The 18,190-nt window shown below is 68.9% G+C and carries 15 protein-coding genes; 7 read left to right on the forward strand and 8 right to left on the reverse strand.

The window, feature by feature from the left end; translation table 11 throughout:
• The first annotated feature begins 137 nt into the window (after positions 1-137).
• Entirely contained in the window at positions 138-1,340 is a 1,203-nt protein-coding gene (locus tag HWX00_RS20615; RefSeq protein WP_049031364.1) for a GNAT family N-acetyltransferase, read from the forward strand.
• 29 nt (positions 1,341-1,369) lie between these two features.
• Here the strand turns inward: HWX00_RS20615 and HWX00_RS20620 are convergent, their stop codons facing one another.
• Positions 1,370-1,849: a DUF3331 domain-containing protein gene (locus HWX00_RS20620; RefSeq protein ID WP_059556621.1), complete on the reverse strand. Its 480-nt coding sequence runs from the start codon at positions 1,847-1,849 to the stop codon at positions 1,370-1,372.
• Between the two features lie 41 nt (positions 1,850-1,890).
• Positions 1,891-3,102 (reverse strand): MFS transporter, encoded by a 1,212-nt coding sequence (locus HWX00_RS20625; RefSeq protein WP_175028568.1) that lies wholly within the window; start codon positions 3,100-3,102, stop codon positions 1,891-1,893.
• A 212-nt stretch (positions 3,103-3,314) separates the two neighbouring features.
• On the opposite strand from HWX00_RS20625, the gene HWX00_RS20630 reads away from it, so the two are divergent.
• The 5 genes from HWX00_RS20630 (at position 3,315) to HWX00_RS20650 (ending at position 9,566) form a co-directional block, all read left to right on the forward strand.
• Complete coding sequence (locus HWX00_RS20630; RefSeq protein ID WP_124608832.1) at positions 3,315-4,055, forward strand: GNAT family N-acetyltransferase; 741 nt, start codon at positions 3,315-3,317, stop codon at positions 4,053-4,055.
• 348 nt (positions 4,056-4,403) lie between these two features.
• Positions 4,404-5,468 carry a 2,3-butanediol dehydrogenase gene (locus HWX00_RS20635; protein WP_034191231.1) on the forward strand — a complete coding sequence of 355 codons (1,065 nt, stop codon included), beginning with the start codon at positions 4,404-4,406 and terminating at the stop codon, positions 5,466-5,468.
• A 396-nt stretch (positions 5,469-5,864) separates the two neighbouring features.
• Positions 5,865-7,796 (forward strand): sensor histidine kinase, encoded by a 1,932-nt coding sequence (locus HWX00_RS20640; RefSeq protein WP_175028569.1) that lies wholly within the window; start codon positions 5,865-5,867, stop codon positions 7,794-7,796.
• 142 nt (positions 7,797-7,938) lie between these two features.
• Positions 7,939-8,595 (forward strand): VC0807 family protein, encoded by a 657-nt coding sequence (locus HWX00_RS20645; protein WP_034191647.1) that lies wholly within the window; start codon positions 7,939-7,941, stop codon positions 8,593-8,595.
• Positions 8,596-8,699: 104 nt separating this feature from the next.
• Positions 8,700-9,566, forward strand: coding sequence for a CPBP family intramembrane glutamic endopeptidase (locus HWX00_RS20650; protein WP_175868133.1), 867 nt, complete (start codon positions 8,700-8,702; stop codon positions 9,564-9,566).
• Between the two features lie 35 nt (positions 9,567-9,601).
• Here HWX00_RS20650 and HWX00_RS20655 read toward each other — a convergent pair whose 3' ends face one another.
• From HWX00_RS20655 to HWX00_RS20675, 5 genes are all read right to left on the reverse strand, one after another.
• The gene (locus HWX00_RS20655; RefSeq protein WP_059556625.1) at positions 9,602-10,582 is read right to left on the reverse strand and encodes an aldo/keto reductase; all 981 of its coding nucleotides are present in this window, start codon (positions 10,580-10,582) and stop codon (positions 9,602-9,604) included.
• Positions 10,583-10,727: 145 nt separating this feature from the next.
• On the reverse strand, positions 10,728-11,408 hold the full coding sequence (locus tag HWX00_RS20660) for a MarC family protein (protein ID WP_034191227.1): 681 nt from the start codon (positions 11,406-11,408) through the stop codon (positions 10,728-10,730).
• 127 nt (positions 11,409-11,535) lie between these two features.
• Complete coding sequence (locus HWX00_RS20665) at positions 11,536-12,336, reverse strand: enoyl-CoA hydratase-related protein (RefSeq protein ID WP_049036087.1); 801 nt, start codon at positions 12,334-12,336, stop codon at positions 11,536-11,538.
• Between the two features lie 38 nt (positions 12,337-12,374).
• Complete coding sequence (paaK, locus tag HWX00_RS20670; RefSeq protein WP_059556627.1) at positions 12,375-13,697, reverse strand: phenylacetate--CoA ligase PaaK; 1,323 nt, start codon at positions 13,695-13,697, stop codon at positions 12,375-12,377.
• Positions 13,698-13,752: 55 nt separating this feature from the next.
• Entirely contained in the window at positions 13,753-15,309 is a 1,557-nt protein-coding gene (locus HWX00_RS20675) for a 3-hydroxyacyl-CoA dehydrogenase (protein WP_175028114.1), read from the reverse strand.
• A gap of 549 nt (positions 15,310-15,858) precedes the next feature.
• Between HWX00_RS20675 and HWX00_RS20680 the strand changes: the two genes are divergently transcribed.
• A complete protein-coding gene (locus HWX00_RS20680; protein WP_034187870.1) occupies positions 15,859-16,947 on the forward strand; it encodes a calcium:cation antiporter in 1,089 nt (362 codons plus the stop codon).
• A gap of 90 nt (positions 16,948-17,037) precedes the next feature.
• Here HWX00_RS20680 and HWX00_RS20685 read toward each other — a convergent pair whose 3' ends face one another.
• The gene (locus HWX00_RS20685) at positions 17,038-18,171 is read right to left on the reverse strand and encodes a transporter substrate-binding and LysM peptidoglycan-binding domain-containing protein (protein WP_034187871.1); all 1,134 of its coding nucleotides are present in this window, start codon (positions 18,169-18,171) and stop codon (positions 17,038-17,040) included.
• Positions 18,172-18,190: the final 19 nt, after the last annotated feature.

The raw sequence follows: 18,190 nt of genomic DNA on the forward strand, positions 1-18,190 counted from the left end.
GTGGCGCGAAGCCGGCGGCCGCCAGATCGTGGCACCATAAATTTGCCGATCCCTGGCGCTTCTCATGGTACCTCGCCGGGACTACGATCGTCTGCATGCCGGCATGTCGCCGGCCGCCAACCGAAGCGAGATCGACCTTGTCCACGCTCACCAACGCCTTCCAGCAATCCATCGGCCACCCCGTCCCCGACTGGTCCGCGCGCCCGCGCCCGGAGCGCATCGCGCTCGAAGGCCGCTACTGCCGGCTCGAACCGCTCGACGCCGAGCGCCATGCGGCCGACCTGTACGCCGCCTACGCACAAGCGCCCGACGGCAGCGACTGGACCTATCTCGCGCACGGCCCGTACACCGACGAGGCAAGCTACCGCGACTACGCACGCGGCGCGCAGGCGAGCGCCGATCCGCTGCACTACACGGTGATCGATCGCGCCACGGGCCGCGCGGTCGGCACGCTCGCGCTGATGCGCATCGATCCGGCCAACGGCGTGATCGAAGTCGGCTCCGTCACGTTCTCGCCGCTGCTCAAGCGCACGCCGGTCTCGACCGAAGCGCAGTTCCTGCTGATGAAGTACGCGTTCGACACGCTCGGCTACCGGCGCTACGAATGGAAGTGCGACGACCTCAACGAACCGTCGCGCAAGGCGGCCGCGCGGCTCGGCTTCCGTTACGAAGGCACGTTCCGGCAGGCGATCGTCTACAAGGGCCGCAATCGCGACACCGCCTGGTTCTCGATCGTCGACGGCGAATGGCCGGACGTGCGCGCCGCGTTCGAAGCGTGGCTCGCACCGGACAACTTCGACGCGCAGGGCAACCAGCGCCGCTCGCTCACCGCGATCCGCCACGCGCAGGCCGGCGCGCGCGACGCGGCCAGCCGTGCGAACGACGCCACGCGCGTCACGGTACGCCCGCTCGTCGCCGCCGACGAAGCCGCGTGGCGCCCGCTGTGGCAGGGCTATCAGAAGTTCTACGACACCGCGCTGAGCGATGCGGTATTCGCCACGACGTGGGCACGCCTGATGGATCCCGCCGAACCGATGTTCGTGCTAGGCGCCTTCGACGCGTCGGGCAAGCTGGTCGGGATCGTGCATTCGATCTACCACCGTTCGTGCTGGACCGAAGGGCCATACTGCTATCTGCAGGACCTGTACACGGCCCCCGACGCGCGCGGGCAAGGCGCGGGCGGCGCGCTGATCGAGGCCGTCTACGCACGCGCCCGCGAAGCCGGCGCGAGCCGCGTGTACTGGCTCACGCACGAAACCAACACGACCGCGCGCGCACTGTACGACAAGCTCGCGAACAATGCGGGGTTCATCCAGTACCGGCACGACCTGAAGAAGTAACGCGGATCCACGGCCGGCCGGCGTTCCGCTCAGTCGAGCACGTCGGCCGAGTCGTGCGCGTCGTCGTGCCCCGCGGCCACGTCGCGCGTCGCGGCGGCCGCGCCCGGCACCGACGCCGGGCAGATCATCTCGTCGCCATTGGCCGGCACGGGCCGCCGCACCGGCCGGAACACGGGCTCGCCCGGCGCGATCGGCTGCCCCGAGATCGCGCAGCGGCCCGGCTGCAGCGCGACGCGCAAACGCCAGCGTTGTTCGCCGTAATGGCAACGGCCGCTCTCGACCCATCGAATCAGCAGGCCGTCGTCACCGGCCTCCAGCACCGTGACGAACAGTTGCGGACGCAACGGCGAAACCGCCGCCGCGTGCTCCGGCCCCGACGCACGGCCGATCGTCACGAACGGTTGGGCGACGACGCCATCGCGCGGCGGCCTCGCTTCGTGCTCGCCATATGCAGGCGCGTCGCACGACACGTCTTCTTCGCAGGTCGGGCTTTCCAGGGTGTTGAGCATGCTTGACGAATTTCCGTGCAGGTTGAACGGCACCGGCGCACTCAGCGCCGGCCCAGCGGTTCGCTCAGCAACGCCACGCCGATCGCCGCACCGGCCGCGGCGGCCGCGAGCATCAGCCCGATGCCGCCAGGCCAGCCGAACGCACCGACGATCGCGCCGATCGCCAGCGGCCCGATCACCTGGCCAAGATAGTTGCCCTGCACGACCCAGCCGATACTGAGCGGCGCCAGCGACGGCGAAGGCGCGGAACCCGGCGCACAGGCGAGAATCGTCGCGGGCAGCATCCCGGCCAGGGCAGAGAACGCGAAGCCCAGCGCGACCGCGAGCGGCGCGGGCGTCGCCGCGCCGAAGAGCCCCGCGCCGGCCGCACCGATCGCAACCGACGTCGCGGCCATCACGATTCCCGGCCGCGCACCGCGTGACAGCAACCAGCCGGCCGTCAGGTTGCCGATCACGCACGCGGCGACGATCGCCGCACTGATCAGCCCCGCCGCGCCGACCGTGACGCCGAGGCGCTGCATCAGGAACACCGGCAGGAACGTCATCACCGCGAAGAACTGCACGTTGTAGGTCGCGAAGCCCAGCGCCAGGAGCGTGGTCGAGCGCGACCCGAGCACGTCGCGCAGCGCGGGCCCGATGCGTGTCGCAGCCGCCTGACGCGACGGCGTGCCGGCCGATGTCGTCACGGGTACCGCGGCCGCCGCGACGAACGTCAGGACCGCGGCCGCGAGCCAGCCGTTGCGCCAGCCGCCGAGCAGCGGCCCGACGAGCATCGACAGCGCCATGCCGGCCGGCATGAACGTGCTCCACAGACCGAACGCGAGATTGCGCCGCTCGGGCGGCGTCACGCGATTCAGCACGGCCGGCGCGGCAACAACCACGATCACGAAACCGAGCCCTTCGGCGAAGCGCGTGGCCAGCAGCAGCGCGAAGCTGCCCGCCCACGCGCCTGCGACGCTCGACGCCCCGAGGAAAACGAGGCCCGTCGTCAGCAACCGCCGGTCGCCCCAGCGCCGCACCAGCAACCCGGCCGCGATCCCGCCGAACACGCCGACGAACGGAAACACCGACATGATCCCGCTCAGCGATGCAAGCGAGCCACCGAACTCGTGTTGCAACGACGGTAACGCGATCGTCGCCTTGCCGACGTGCAGCGACGCTACGATGCTCGCCAGCACGACGTTCGCGACGGCGGCCCGGTAACCGCGCGACGGCAGCGCGGCGGCATCGGCCGCGACAGGCGATTCGGTCATCTCCACCTCCGTTGAAGCGGGCGCGCGCAACGGGATGTCTCACGCGCCCGCAGTCGGACTGGCGCACATGATACAAATTGAAGTTAACTTCAAGTAAAGGGGTAACTTGCGCAACGATGCGTTTCGGCGATCGCGACAATCGGTCGGCGCGACGGCTGCGGCATCCTGATTTAAGCTGTCGGCTTCGCCCCGACGACGTGGTGCACCGACGCATGCCGACCGCCTCCCCCGCTCCTGCCGCCCTGTTCCCGCTCGACGAAGCCTGGTCGGCGTTCCCCCGTCGCAAGGCTGCCGTGCACACGTTCATCGCCGGCTACTGCGCCGCACGCGACCGTCGCGACGCCCCGCTGCGCGACAGCCCGGACGGCCAGGTCGTGCAGTTCGACGGCGGCATGGGCCGGCCTTTCGAGCATTTCGTTATCGAGGGCGCGCCCGCCTCCGGCGACGGCCCGTTTGCGGTCGGCGCGTGGATCACGCGCTACGGCGCCGCGCCGCTGCCGCCCGCGCTGCACGGCAGGACACGCCGGCTGTCGGAAGAAACCTTCATGGCCGCCGATATCGACGTATTGTCCGGCAGCGACGCGCTCGCGCAAGCGCTCGCCTGCCACACGCCCACGGACATCGACGCGTTCAACGTCAGCGACACTTTCCCGCCGTTCCAGCCGAATCCGGCCGCGTTCCTATTCGCGCATCGCGTCGACGGGCGGATCGCTGCCACCGCGCGCTACGGCTTCGCGTCGCCGCGCGATATCGTCGTCGACCGCGTCGGGACGGCAGACGCATTCCGGCGCCGCGGCCTCGCGACGCAACTGCTGTCCGCCATCGTCGCGCACGCGCGGCAACGTGGCGCGCGGCGCGCGTGGCTCGTGTCGACCGAGGCGGGTCAGCCGCTGTACCGTGCCGCCGGCTTCACGCCGCTCGCGCCGGTCACGGTGGACGAAGTCGTCGCCTGAGCACACAGCGCACCGCACCACGTGCTGCCGTTCGTCTCACGATCCGTCTCATCGCGGTGAGACGACTGTCCCGGCGTCTCACTCGATCCACCGTTTCTCGCGCGCAGCACATTCCGTATGCATTGCTCGCAAAATCATTTCCCGCCGGGGGAATGAAGCATGCTGCACCGCACACATCTCCCTCCATTCGATGACCGTAACGGACACCGATCCACGCTGGCCCCGTTCCTGCATATCGGTCGAGCGCGCATTCGCGCGACGGGCGCCGCGGCAGCCATGCCACGCGCCCGACGACAACCTGACGGAGACAGCAACGTGAGTACACCGGCACCGATCACCGCCCGCAGCATGAAAGCCGCCGTCTGGCGCGGCCGCCACGACATCCGCGTCGAAGAGGTTCCCGTTCCGCAGCGCCCGCCGGCCGGCTGGGTCACGATTCGCGTGCACTGGTGCGGCATCTGCGGCTCCGACCTGCACGAATACGTCGCGGGGCCCGTGTTCATCCCGGTCGACGCGCCGCATCCGCTGACGGGACTGAAAGGCCAGTGCATCCTCGGCCACGAGTTCAGCGGCGAAATCGCCGATCTCGGCGAAGGCGTCTCCGGCTTCGCGGTCGGCGACCGCGTGACGGCCGATGCGTGCCAGCATTGCGGCACCTGCTGGTATTGCCGGCACGGGCTGTACAACATCTGCGAGAACCTCGCGTTCACCGGGCTGATGAACAACGGCGCGTTTGCCGAATTCGTCAACGTGCCGGCCGAACTGCTGTACAAGCTGCCCGACAACTTCCCGACCGAGGCCGGCGCGCTGATCGAGCCGCTCGCGGTCGGGCTGCATGCGGTGAAGAAGGCCGGCAACATCGTCGGGCAGACCGTCGTCGTGGTCGGCGCGGGCACGATCGGCCTGTGCACGATCATGTGCGCGAAGGCCGCGGGCGCCGGGCGCGTGATCGCGCTGGAGATGTCGGCCGCGCGCAAGCAGAAGGCGCTGGAAGTCGGCGCGAGCGTCGTCATCGATCCGAAGACGTCGGACGCGGTCGCGGAAGTCAAGGCGCTGACGGGTGGTTACGGCGCCGACGTGTCGTTCGAGTGCATCGGGCACACGGCCACCGCGAAGCTCGCGATCGACGTGATCCGCAAGGCCGGCAAGTCGGTGATGGTCGGCATCTTCGAGGAGCCGACGCCGTTCAACTTCTTCGACATCGTGTCGACCGAGAAGGAAGTGATCGGCTCGCTCGCCTACAACGGCGAGTTCGCGGACGTGATCCGTTTCATCGCGGACGGCCGCATCGACGTGCAGCCGCTCATCACCGGGCGCATCGCGCTCGGCGACATCGTCGCGCGCGGGTTCGAGGAACTGGTCAACCACAAGGACCGGAACGTGAAGATCATCGTGCAGCCCGCCGTTTCCTGATAGCACGCGCCTCACCGCTTCATGGCCGACCGTCGCCCGATTCCCGGGCGACGCATCCGACCGCCCTCTACCGATTTCCCGCTGCCACCGTCCGAAGCGAACCGCATCTCGCTTCCAGACGCGGACACGGTTTCGAATAAACTTCGTTATCCATACAATCAAGCACGACGCGCCACCTGCCTGACGCGCGATCAGGGTTTCTCCCGATCAACCATGTTTCACCCGGTATCGACAGGACCGTGGCGCAAGGCGATCCTGTGCAACGCGCGATGCGGCTTCCCGGCCGCGATCGGTGCCGCCGCGAAACGGCGGCGCCTCTGTTGAACCTCACGGTGCAACGGCGCCGACAGGCCGACAATACGGCCTACCCGGGATAGCTTGCAAACATGGTGTGTCATGACCCTCTCGTTCCATCGGGATCACGCAAACAACGTTCGAACGCTGACGATCCAGCAGAAGACCCATATCGGCTTCGCGCTCGTCACCACGCTGCTGGCCGTGCTGTGCGGCACGATCATCTGGGGAAGTTTCCGGCAATACCGGCAGGAAAACGCCGACCTGCAAAGCTTCGAATTCATCCACGGCACGATGGTCGCCGCCAACCTGCTCTCGGCCGAGCGCGGCCCGACGAACGACCTGCTGGTGCGCCCGCAGAACGACGACACGACGAAACTGCGCAACCTGCTCGCCGCCCGCGATCGTTCCAACCAGGCGCTCGCGCGCTTGCGCACCGCCATCGGGCAGGCGGCCGCGCTCGACGACCGCGAGCGCGGCAACCTGCTGCACGCACTCGACGCCATCTGGATCACGCTCGCCGATGCGCGCGCGGAAGTCGACGCGCTCGCCGCCCGACCGCTCGCGTCACGCACCGTTCGCGATATCCAGCACGCGCAGGCGCGCCTGTTCCGTGTCGTCGACACCGTGTCGCGGCTGATCGACGGCGCGATGGCCGACACGGCGATGCGCGATCCGCGCACGTCGGGCGCGATCCTGCTGGCGCGGCTCCTGAGCGATCTCCGGGAATACGCGGGCCGCACGGGCTCCGTGCTCATCGCGCCGATGTTCAAACGACAGGCGCTCGATCGCGCGCAGTTCGCGGACATCATGCTGATGCGCGGGCGCATCGAGCAATTGCGCGCCCTGATCGACGGCGCGATCGGCGCACAGCTCGACGATGCCGACGTCGCGCGCGAGTACGCGCAGCTCGACGCGGCGTTCGACACTCACCTGCTCCCGCTCGTCGACACGATCGTCGCGAGCGGCCGGACCGGCACTTATGCGATGAGCGCCGCCGACTTCTCGAGGACGATCGTCCCGTATTTCCGGCCATGCGAACTGCTGCGCGACCACGTCATCGACGTCGCCCGGCGTCAGGCCGTTTCGGACCGCGACACGGCCCGGATCAAGGTCGCGATATCGGCGCTCGCGACCGCGCTCAGCGTCGCGATCCTGATCTCGCTCGCGCGCGGCACGCAGCGGCTGCTGTCGAAACCGCTCGATGCGCTCGGCCGCCGGATCGTCGCGCTCAGCGACGGCGATACGGCGCACGTCGCGATGCCGCGCGGCATCGGGCCCGAGATCGCCCGCATCCACGAAGCGCTGGAGACGTTGCGCCACGCGTATGTCCGCCGCGACATGCTCGAGCGCCAGCGCAACGACATGCTGACGCTGTTCTCGCACGACATGCGCGCGCCGCTGACGTCGCTGATCATCCTGATCGACGCGCAGGAAGACCACGCGCGCGATGCACGGACGAAGCAGCAGTTCGCGAGGATCGCCAGGATCGCGCGGCACACGCTGGCGATGGCCGACGGTTTCGCACAGCTGTCGCGTGCCGAGGCCGGCGAATACGAACACGTGCCGGTCAATCTCGCCGACCTGATGAACGAGGCCCGCGACGCGGTGTGGCCGCTCGCGCACCGCAAGCACATGTCGATCGACGACGTGCCCCGACGCGACGATACGGTCGTGCCGGGCGACCCGGCCCTGCTGTCGCGCGCGCTGATCAACCTGCTGGACAACGCGATCAAGTACAGCGCGTCGCTGACGAGCGTCGAATGCCGGGTCGAGCCGGGCGCCGACGGCAAGACGGTACGCTGCACGATCCGCGACAGCGGATGCGGAATCAGCAGCGCGGACCAGACGCGGCTGTTCGAGCGTTACCGGCGCTTTCGCACCGCCGGACAACCGGAAACCAGCGGCGTCGGGCTCGGCATGGCGTTCGTCAAGGCCGTCGTCGAGCGGCATGGCGGCACGATCCAGGTGGAAAGCGCCGTGTTGCAAGGCACCGCGGTCACGATCACGCTGCCGTCGGTCGCCAACGCGTGACGCGACCGGACGCGGCAGACGGCGATTGCGGCGCCGCAGCCGCGCACGATTCTTCGATATACTGGACCGAACCCTTTTCGGGGCAACCGCGGGCCACCCCGTCCGTCGCGCGTTCGCCCCAACCTGCGTGGAATGGCGCACCGTGAAACCGCGAGCCGGACTGATACTCGAACTCTTCGTCAACCTCGTGCTGCCGTGGGTGGCCTACCGGGTCGCGCAACCGCATTTCGGCGAAACCGGCGCGCTGTACGCGTCGGCAGTCCCGCCGATCGTCTGGTCGATCGTCGAATTCGTCCGCTCGCGCCGCGTCGACGCGGTGGCGGCCATCGTGCTGCTCGGCATCGCGCTGTCGATCATCGGGATGGCGCTCGGCGGCAGCCCGCGCACGCTGCTGATGCGCGAATCGCTCGCGTCGGGTACGATCGGCGTCGTGTTCCTGCTGTCGCTGTTCCGCACACGCCCGTTGATCTTCTATCTCGCCCGCGCGACCGTGGCCCGCGAGATGGACGGCGGCGCCGCACATTTCGAAGCGGTCTGGGCCGCGCAGCCGGGGCTACGGCAGATGCTGCGGCGGATGACGTTCGTGTGGGGCGGCGTCATGACGCTGGAAATGCTGCTGCGCTGCTGGATGGTGATGACCTGGCCGGTCGAGCGCGTGCTCGTCGTGTCGCCGATCGTCGGCTACACCGTGTTCGGCTGTCTGCTGGCGTGGACGTTCTGGTACCGGCGGCGAATGCGCGTGCGCAACAGCGTCGACATCCCGGGCCGCAACGGCGTCACCGAGACCGCCGGCCGCTGACGCCCGGCCCGCTGCCGGCTCCACCCGTTCGTCGCGCGCCGGCGGCAGTCGCGACGGCTGCTGTATGATGCGCGGCGTCTCGTCCGACCCAAGCCTGTCCCGTCATGTCCCTTTCGCTCCTTCCGTGTGCCACGATCTGGCTCGCCCTGTTCGCGGCCGCCGCATTCGCCTGGCATCGTCCGCTGCACGGCCTGAGCATCATCCTGGCGACGTTCGGCTATGCCGTCGCGCTGGCGTTCGGCAAGCTCGGGGCGCTCGCGCTGGCGCCGCTCGCGCTGCTGGCCGCGGCCGCGTGGGGCGTGCTGCCCGCACGCCCGCGCGCGGTGCGGATCGCCGCGCACGCCGTGTTTGCCGCGCTGGCGATCGCGCTGAGCCTGCACCTGATCCCCGGGTTCCACAATCCGCTCGTGATCGGCCCGACGCGCTTCACGCCGGACGCCGTGCCGTTCACGATGTACCTGAATCTCGACAAGCCGCTGGTCGGCCTGTGGCTGCTGTGGGCACTGCCGTGGGTCGCGCCCGACGTCGCCCTGCCGCGCGCGCTGCGCACCGGCGCGATGGCGGCCGTCGCGACGGCCGCCGCGTGCCTGGCCGGCGCGCTCGCGTTCGGCATGGTCGGCTGGGCGCCCAAGTGGCCGGCGTCGGGCTGGCTGTGGCTCGTGAACAACCTGTTGCTCGTGACGCTGGCCGAGGAAGCGCTGTTCCGCGGCTACGTGCAAGGCGGGCTGACGCGCACGCTCCGCGCGTTCTCGTGGGGCCCGTGGGCCGCGCTCGCGACCGGCGCCGTGCTGTTCGGCGCCGCGCACGCGGCCGGCGGCTGGCAATGGATCGTGCTCGGCACGCTGGCCGGCGCCGGCTACGGCCTCGCGTGGCGGCGCGGCGGCCTGCTCGCAGCCGCCATCGCGCATGCGGGGCTGAACGTCGTCCACTTCGGCCTGTTCACCTACCCGATGCTCGCCGCCGCGCGCTGAACGCGGTGCGCGGCGGCGCCAGCGGGGCCGCTCGGTCAGTTGAACCCGGCGACCGCGTGCGGCACGTACGGGCGCTCGAGCGTGGCGATTTCGTCGTCGGTCAGCTTCAACTCGAGCGCGCCGAGTGCGTCGTCCAGTTGCTGCGGCTTCGAGATGCCGACGATCGGCGCGGTCACGCCGCGCTTCTGGGCCACCCACGCCAGCGCGACCTGCGCCCGCGGCACGTTGCGCGCGGCGGCGATCGCCGCAACGGCGTCGACGATCGCCTTGTCCGCCTCGATCGTCGCGTCGTACAGCCGCTGGCCGACGTCGTCCTTCCGCTGCCGTTCCGACGATTCGTCCCAGCTGCGCGTCAGCCGGCCGCGTGCGAGCGGGCTCCACGGAATCACCGCGATGCCTTCGTCCTCGCACAGCGGCAGCATTTCGCGCTCCTCTTCCCGATACAGCAGGTTCAGGTGGTTCTGCATGCTGACGAAGCGGGTCCAGCCGTTCTGTTTCGACATGTGCAGCGCCTTCGCGAACTGCCACGCGAACATCGACGATGCGCCGATATAGCGTGCCTTGCCGGCCTTCACGACGTCGTGCAGTGCCTCGAGCGTCTCCTCGATCGGCGTGCCGTAGTCCCAGCGGTGGATCTGGTAAAGATCGACGTAGTCGGTGCCGAGCCGCTTCAGGCTCTGGTCGATGTCCGTCATGATCGCCTTGCGCGACAGGCCGGCGCCGTTCGGCCCCGGGCGCATCCGGTAGAACACCTTGGTCGCGATCACGACGTCGTCGCGCTTCGTGAAATCGCGCAGCGCACGGCCGACGATCTCCTCCGACGTGCCGTCCGAGTACATGTTCGCGGTGTCGAAGAAGTTGATGCCGGCTTCGACCGCCCGCTGGATGATCGGCCGGCTTTCCGCTTCCGGCAGCGTCCATGGGTGCGTGCCGCGCAGCGGCTCGCCGAACGTCATGCAACCCAGCACCAGCTTCGACACGTCCAGCCCGGTCGACCCGAATTTCACGTATTCCATTGCACGCCTCGCCACTCAAGTTGGGATTGCGGCGACATGCGCGTCGCGCATCCGCCGGACGTCGCATGGTATCCCGCACCGCGCGAACGCGTACGGCACGCGCACGCGTGCAGGCTGCGTGAAAGGATGAACCGGGACGATCCGGTTACTTGGCCTGGTCGGCGATCGGCTGCAGGAACGCGGAGAAGCCGGTCAGCATGATCTGTACGCCGATGCACAGCAGCAGGAACGCCGACACGCGCTTCGCGACCTTGGTCCCTTCGCTGCCGAGGTAGCGCGCGAGCAGCGCGGAGCGGCTATAGACCTGCCAGATCACGACCGCGACGAGCACGGAGACGGCGATCGACACGATGCTCGACAGCATGAACTCCGACAGCTTGTGCGTGCGGTTCGCGTTCAGCGCGATCGCGGTGGCGATCGAGCCGGGGCCGACCGTCAGCGGCACGGTCAGCGGGAAGAACGCGCGCGTCATGATCGCGTTCGCGTCGATCGGCTTGACCGGCGTGTCGCCGCCGCCCGGGCCGCCAGGCCCGTCGGGCTCGTTCAGCATCTGCCAGCCGGCCACCGCAACCGCGAAGCCGCCGCCGATCCGCAGCGCTTCCATCGAGATGCCGAAGAAATGCAGCACCGGCGTGCCGGCGAAGAACGCGACCAGCAGCACGACGAACGAGTTGAACGCGACCTTTCTCGCGAGCAGGTCGCGCTCGTGCTCGGTGAGCGCCTCGGTCCGTTCGAGAAACAGGAACGCGATGCCGATCGGATTGATGATGCCGATCAGGCCGGTGAAGCCGAACAGGATCTCGGAGATAAGGCGGTTGACGATCATCGTGCGAAGCATCGGTCGGGGCTGGGCCGGCAGCGCGCCGGGGGTCACGCATTGTAGAGCAAGCGCCCGCGCCCGAGACGCAATTCGCGGACCGGCCCGTTTCGCCGCCGATCGGGGTCGCGCCGCCTTACTCGGCGCCCGCCTCCCAGGCCGGCGGCCGCTTCGCGAAGAACGCGGCGAAGCCCTCCTTCGCTTCCGGCGTCGCCCGCACGCGGGAAATCGTCTGCGCGGTGAATGCCGCACGCTCGTCCGACGGCGGATACTCGCCGATCGCGTCGAAGAAGCGCTTGATCTCCATCAGCGCGTGCGGGCCGTTGCGGCCCAGTTCGGCGAGCGTGCGGTCGAGCGTTTCGTCGAGCGCATCGAGCGGCACGGCTTGGTGGATCAGGCCGATCGCGACGGCTTCGGCGGCGGCGAGCTGCGTCGCGGTCAACGCGAGCCGGCGCGCCTGGCGCTGGCCGACCGCCTCGACCAGATACGGGCCGATCACGGCCGGCAGGATCCCGAAGCGCGCCTCGCTGACCGAAAAGCGCGCGTGGTCGCTCGCAATCACGATATCGCAGGCCGCGCACAGGCCGACGCCGCCGCCGAACGCGTGGCCCTGCACGCGTGCGAGCGTCGGTTTCGGGCACTGCCGGATCGCGCGCATCATCGCGGCGAACCGCTCGGCATCGCGCAGGTTCGCGGCCGCGTCGTTCGCGCTCGCCCGCTGCATCCACTGCAGGTCGGCGCCCGCGCAAAATGCGCGGCCGTCCGAACGCAGCACGATCGCGCGTACGTCATCGCGCCGGCCGAGCGCCGTGAACGCATCGGTCAGCTCGGCGATCATCGTCTCGTCGAACGCGTTGAGCACGTCGCCGCGCTGCAGCGCGACGGTCGCGATGCCGCGCGCATCGACCGTGACGGCCAGGGTCTTCAATCCATCCATCGAACAGGTTTCCTCGGGGTGAACGGCAAATATCGGCATCAGGCGGCCTGGCGACGATCGATCACGCGACGCGCCTTGCCGGTCGCGGTGGCGGGAATGCCGCCGGCCGCCAGCACCGTCACGCCGGACGACACGCCGACCATCGTCTTGATCCGGTGCTGCAGCTCGCGCGCAAGCGCCGCGCGATCGCCGTCGGTGACGGACGCCGCCACCTCGGAGCGCAGCTCGACCGCGAGGTCGAGCCGGTCCATGTGACCGTCGCGCGACAGCGTGATCTGGAACTGGCCCGACAGCTGCGGCAGCGCGACGACGATCTCCTCGATCTGGCTCGGGAACACGTTCACGCCGCGCACGATCAGCATGTCGTCGGAGCGACCCGTGATCTTCGCGAGACGGCGCATCGCGCGCGCGGTCGGCGGCAGCAGCGCGGTGAGGTCGCGCGTGCGGTAGCGGATCACCGGCATCGCCTCCTTCGTCAGCGACGTGAAGACGAGCTCGCCCTGGCTGCCGTCGGGCAGCACTTCGCCCGTGACGGGATCGATGATCTCCGGATAGAAATGGTCTTCCCAGATCACCGGGCCGTCCTTCGTCTCGACGCATTCGCACGCGACACCCGGGCCCATCACTTCCGACAGCCCGTAGATATCGAGCGCGTCGATGCCCACGCGCGTTTCGACCTCCTCGCGCAGCGCCTGCGTCCACGGCTCGGCGCCGAAGATGCCGATCTTCAGCGACGATTCGGCCGGGTCCATCCCCTGCCGCACCATCTCGTCGATCAGGTTCAGCATGTACGACGGCGTGACGAGGATGATCCTCGGCTCGAAATCGCGGATCAGCTGCACCTGCTTCTCGGTCTGTCCGCCCGACATCGGCACGACCATGCAGCCGAGCCGCTCGGCACCGTAGTGAATCCCGAGACCGCCCGTGAACAGGCCATAGCCGAACGCGTTGTGCAGCGTGTCGCCCGGGCGGCCGCCGGCCGCGCGGATCGAGCGCGCGGTCACGTTCGCCCAGGTGTCGATGTCGCGCGCGGTGTAGCCGACCACCGTCGGCTTGCCGGTCGTGCCGCTCGATGCATGGACGCGCACGACCTGCTCGCGCGGCACCGCGAAGAGCCCGAACGGATAGTTGTCGCGCAGGTCGTTCTTGGTCGAGAACGGGAATTTCGCGAGATCGGCGAGCGACTTCAGGTCGTCCGGATGCACGCCGGCCGCGTCGAATGTGCGGCGATAGTGCGGGACGTTGTCGTACGCGTGGCGCAGCGACCACTTGAGGCGCTCGAGCTGCAGCGCCTGCAGTTCGTCGCGGCTGGCGGTCTCGATCGGTTCGAGGGCGGCGGCGGGATGCGTCGGGTGAGTCATCGGGGTGCTCCTCCAATGGAGTGATGTCGTTATCGTGTTCGAAATGGCAAGACGATCACGACCGGAACGTCCGGCCGGCCGCGTGCAGCGCGGCGATGCGCGGCGACACGCGATAACGGTCCTCGCCGTAGCTCGCCGCCAGGTTCGACAGCACGCGAAACACGCGGCCGATGCCGATCGCATCGGCCCACGCGAGCGGGCCGCACGGGTAGTTCACGCCCTTTTCCATCGCGAGATCGAGATCGGCGGGCGAGCACACGCCCTGGTTCACCGTGTCGGCCGCCTCGTTCGCGAGCATCGCGACGGTACGCATCGCGACCATCCCCGGCACGTCGGCGACGCCGACGACGCGAAAGCCCGCCTGCTGGAACAGGCCTACCGCATCCGCATAGGCCGCGTCGCCGCACTGGAGCGCGCGCGTCAGCGCGACGAGCCCGGCCTGCGCGTAATCGCGCGCGAGGTCGACGAGCACGAGATCGGCCACGCCCGTCTGCGCGGCGCGCGCGGTGGCGGTGCGGCCGTCGGTCAGCGCGATCGACGCGCGGCCGGCCGTCGCGAGCAGGTCGTCCTGCTGCATGCCCGCCTGCCGGGCACCCGGGATGCGTTCGGCGAAGCGCGCATGCAACACGGCGGCCGGGCCGTCCTGCGCGAACAGCACGACGTCGGCCGGCGCGGCGCGCGGCGGTTCGAGATCGGGCGCGGGCGGCGTCGCCCCATCCGCATACGAATAGAAGCCGCGCCCCGACTTGCGCCCGAGGAAGCCCGCGTTCACGAGTTCCTGCTGGATCAGCGACGGCGTGTAGCGCGGATCGTTGAAGTACGCGCGGAACACCGATTCGGTGACCGCGAAGTTCACGTCGTGGCCGATCAGGTCCATCAGCTCGAACGGCCCCATCCGGAAACCGCCGGCCTCGCGCATCACCGCGTCGATCGAGGCCGGTGCGCCGCCCTGCTCGTTCAGCACGCGCAGCGCCTCCGCGTAATACGGCCGCGCGACGCGGTTCACGATGAAACCGGGCGTCGATTTCGCCATCACGGGCCGCTTGCCCCACGCGGCGGCAGTCGCGTAGAGCACTTGCGCCACATCGGCAGCGGTCGCCAGCCCGCTGACCACTTCGACGAGCGCCATCAGCGGCGCCGGATTGAAGAAATGCAGGCCGGCGACGCGCCGCGGCACGCGCAGCCCGGCCGCGATCGACGTGATCGAAATGGACGACGTGTTGGTCGCCAGCATGCAGGCGTCGTCGACATGGCGTTCGAGCGTCGCGAAGATCTCGCGCTTCACGTCGAGCCGCTCGGCCGCCGCCTCGACCACCAGCGCTGCGCCCGCGAAGTCGGCCAGCGCGCGCACCGGACGGATCCGGTTGCCCGCCGCATCGGCGTCCGCCGGTTCGAGCCGGCCTTTCTCCGCGAGTCGCGCGAACTGTGCGCGGATGCCGGCGAGCGCCTTGTCGCAGGCTGCGTCGCTCAGGTCGTACAGCAGCACCGTGTGACCGGCCGCGGCCGCGACCTGCGCGATGCCCGCCCCCATCGCGCCGGCGCCGATCACGCCGACGACGGCCGACGGCGCCAGCGCGCCCGAGTTCACCGATTGTGCAGAGGAAACAGCCATCGCTTGCGATCCGTCATGAAGTGGAGGTGCGAGCGATTATAAACCGACCGGTCGGTAGATTTATGTCAGGGCGTGCCCGAATGTGTCGTGCAAGAGACCGTTACGGAGACTGCAAAGATAAAAAATCGAAAGATCGGGGCACTTTTTGTGAACCGAAAGGTCAACGTAAGGGTTCGAATATGAGATAGTGACCCCGGAACGCCTGATAAAATTCGACAAACCGCCGGATTTCAGGGGGAAACCGCGTGTCACGCCGCCACCGCCGTCCATCGCCGGCCACCCTTGCGGGGTCGGAACCGGGCCTACGGCCCGCGCGTCGTCCCGTGGACTCGCCTCGCCGTCCGCGGCCGGCCGCCTTGAACCGTTTCATCCAGCGACGGGCTTCGGCCCGCCCGCGCCCCTCGCCGCCTCACCGCGGCGAACCCAGGGCAGCGCATTGCGCACTGCCCCCCTTCGGTTTCATCGTCCTCGTTCGGCGGATAGTACGGCCGGGCTTCGTCAACCCGTGACGGCGCGTCGCGCGCCGCCACTCGCACCAGGAAACCCTCCATGCCGCTCTCGTCCAACCAGCTCCCGCGCTGGACCCTCTTGGCCCCGCTTGCCGCCTGGCTGGTACTCGCGCTGTCGCGCGTCGTGCCGGCCGAAGGCCTCGTCATCGCGGTGCTCGCCGCCGCGCTCGCCGGCGCCGTGTTCGCCGCCGTCCATCATGCGGAAGTCGTCGCGCATCGCGTCGGCGAGCCGTTCGGCACGCTCGTGCTCGCGGTCGCCGTGACCGTCATCGAGGTCGCGCTGATCGTGTCGGTGATGCTCGGCGCGGGCCCCGAGAAATCGGGCCTCGCACGCGATACCGTGTTCGCCGCCGTGATGATCATCTGCAACGGCATCGTCGGCATCTGCCTGCTGGTCGGCGCATGGAAGCACGGCGAGCAGGACTTCCAGGGGCGCGGCGCGAGCAAGGCGCTCGCGGTACTCGCGTCGCTGTCGGTGCTGTCGCTCGTGATGCCGAACTACCTGAACGCCGCACCGGGCCCGTTCTTCTCGAAATCGCAGCTCGCGTTCGCCGGCGTCGCGTCGCTCGTGCTGTACGGCGCGTTCGTGTTCGTGCAGACCGTACGCCACCGCGACTACTTCCTCGCCGCGCACGACAGCGCGAACGAGGCGGTGCACGCGGCAGCGCCGAGCAACCGCACCGCGGTGACCAGCATGATCCTGCTGTTCGCGAGCCTCGTCGCGGTCGTGCTGCTCGCGAAGCTGCTGTCGCCGGCCGTCGAGCATGCGGTCATGAAGCTCGGTGCGCCCGAGGCCGCGGTCGGCATCGTGATCGCCGCGCTCGTGCTGCTGCCGGAAGGGCTCGCGGCCGTCACCGCCGCGCGCGCGAACCGCCTGCAGACCAGCATGAACCTCGCGCTCGGTTCGGCGCTCGCGAGCATCGGGCTCACGATCCCGACCGTCGCGGCCGTGTTCATCTGGGTCGGCCAGCCGCTCACGCTCGGCATCGGGCCGATGGAAACCGTGCTGCTCGCGCTCACCTTGCTGGTCAGCACGCTCACGCTCAGCCAGGGGCGCACGACGGTGCTGCACGGCGTCGTTCACCTCGCGCTGTTCGCCGCGTACCTGTTCCTGTCGATCACTCACTGACGCCCGAAAACGCGCGGCCCGGCGGATCACCTCCGCCGGGCCGCGCTCGTTTACGTCCCTTCACCCGCCCGCGTTCACGTCACGCCATCGTTACCGGACCGGAATCACGAGATGCTGGCCCGCCAGGATCAGGTTCGGATTGGCAAGGTTGTTGCGGCGCTGGATCTCGCGATAGCGCTGGCCGCTGCCGAGCTTGCTCGCCGCGATCATGTTCAGCGTGTCGCCCGCCTTCACCACGTACGTATGTTCGCCCGATGCGGCCGCGGTCGTCACCGTCTGGTCGCTGACGAAGTATTTGCGCAACAGGTCGAGATACTGCGGCGACTGCTTGAGCTTCGCGATCGCGGCGTTCAGGTAGATCAGCAGATCCTGGTCGTCGGCGCGCACGCCGATCTTGTACGCGATGCTCGAGCCGTCGAGCTTGGTCACCGCGAATTTCAGGTCGGTATTCCTGATCGAGCTGACCGCGAACGGATAGTCGTAGATGAACGCGTCGACCGTGCGGCCGTCGATGCTCTTCGCGATGAACGCCGGATCGGAATCGTCGACCTCGACGAAGTGCACGTTCGGATACTGGCGCGTGACGAACGCGCGCACGTCGGGGTCGCCCTTCAGGATGCCGACCGTCTTGCCGACGAGATCGTCGGTCGAGCGGATCGCCGAGCCTTGCCGCACGATCAGCGAATAGCCGAAATCGTCGACGTACGGCACTGAATAAACGACGCCGGCCGGCGAGTTGTCCGGGAACGTCAGCCCGTCCATCGCGACGTCGACCACGTGGTTCCCCTTCGCGTCGGTATCGAGCAGTTGCTTCGGCACACCCGGGTACGTGTCGACCTCGTGACGCGTATCGACGACGACCGGCTTGCCGCCGCGCGAGAACGACGGATCCGCGAACAGCAGCCGCGCGAATTCGACGTTGAAGCCGTGCGGTGCCCCCTTGTCCTCGCCGAAGAACGGCTCGCTCGGGTTCTGCACCGAGATTCGCACGATGCCGTTCTCGGCAATCGATTTCAGCGTGCTGGCCTGCGGCGTGAAGCCGGCCGGCAGCACGTTCGCCGACGGCGGTGTCTGCGCGGACTGCCCGGTGTCGACATTTTGGGCGGATGTCGAGGACGATGCCGCGTCATGCGCGGGAATCAGCGTCGACAGGCCGCCCTGATGCACGATCCATACGCCGACGAGCACGACCAGAAACGCGATTGCGCCAAGAAGTTTTTTCATGGTTGAGGGCCTGCGGGAA

It is taken from the genome of Burkholderia seminalis DSM 23518 (assembly GCF_902832885.1).
GTDB lineage: Bacteria > Pseudomonadota > Gammaproteobacteria > Burkholderiales > Burkholderiaceae > Burkholderia > Burkholderia seminalis.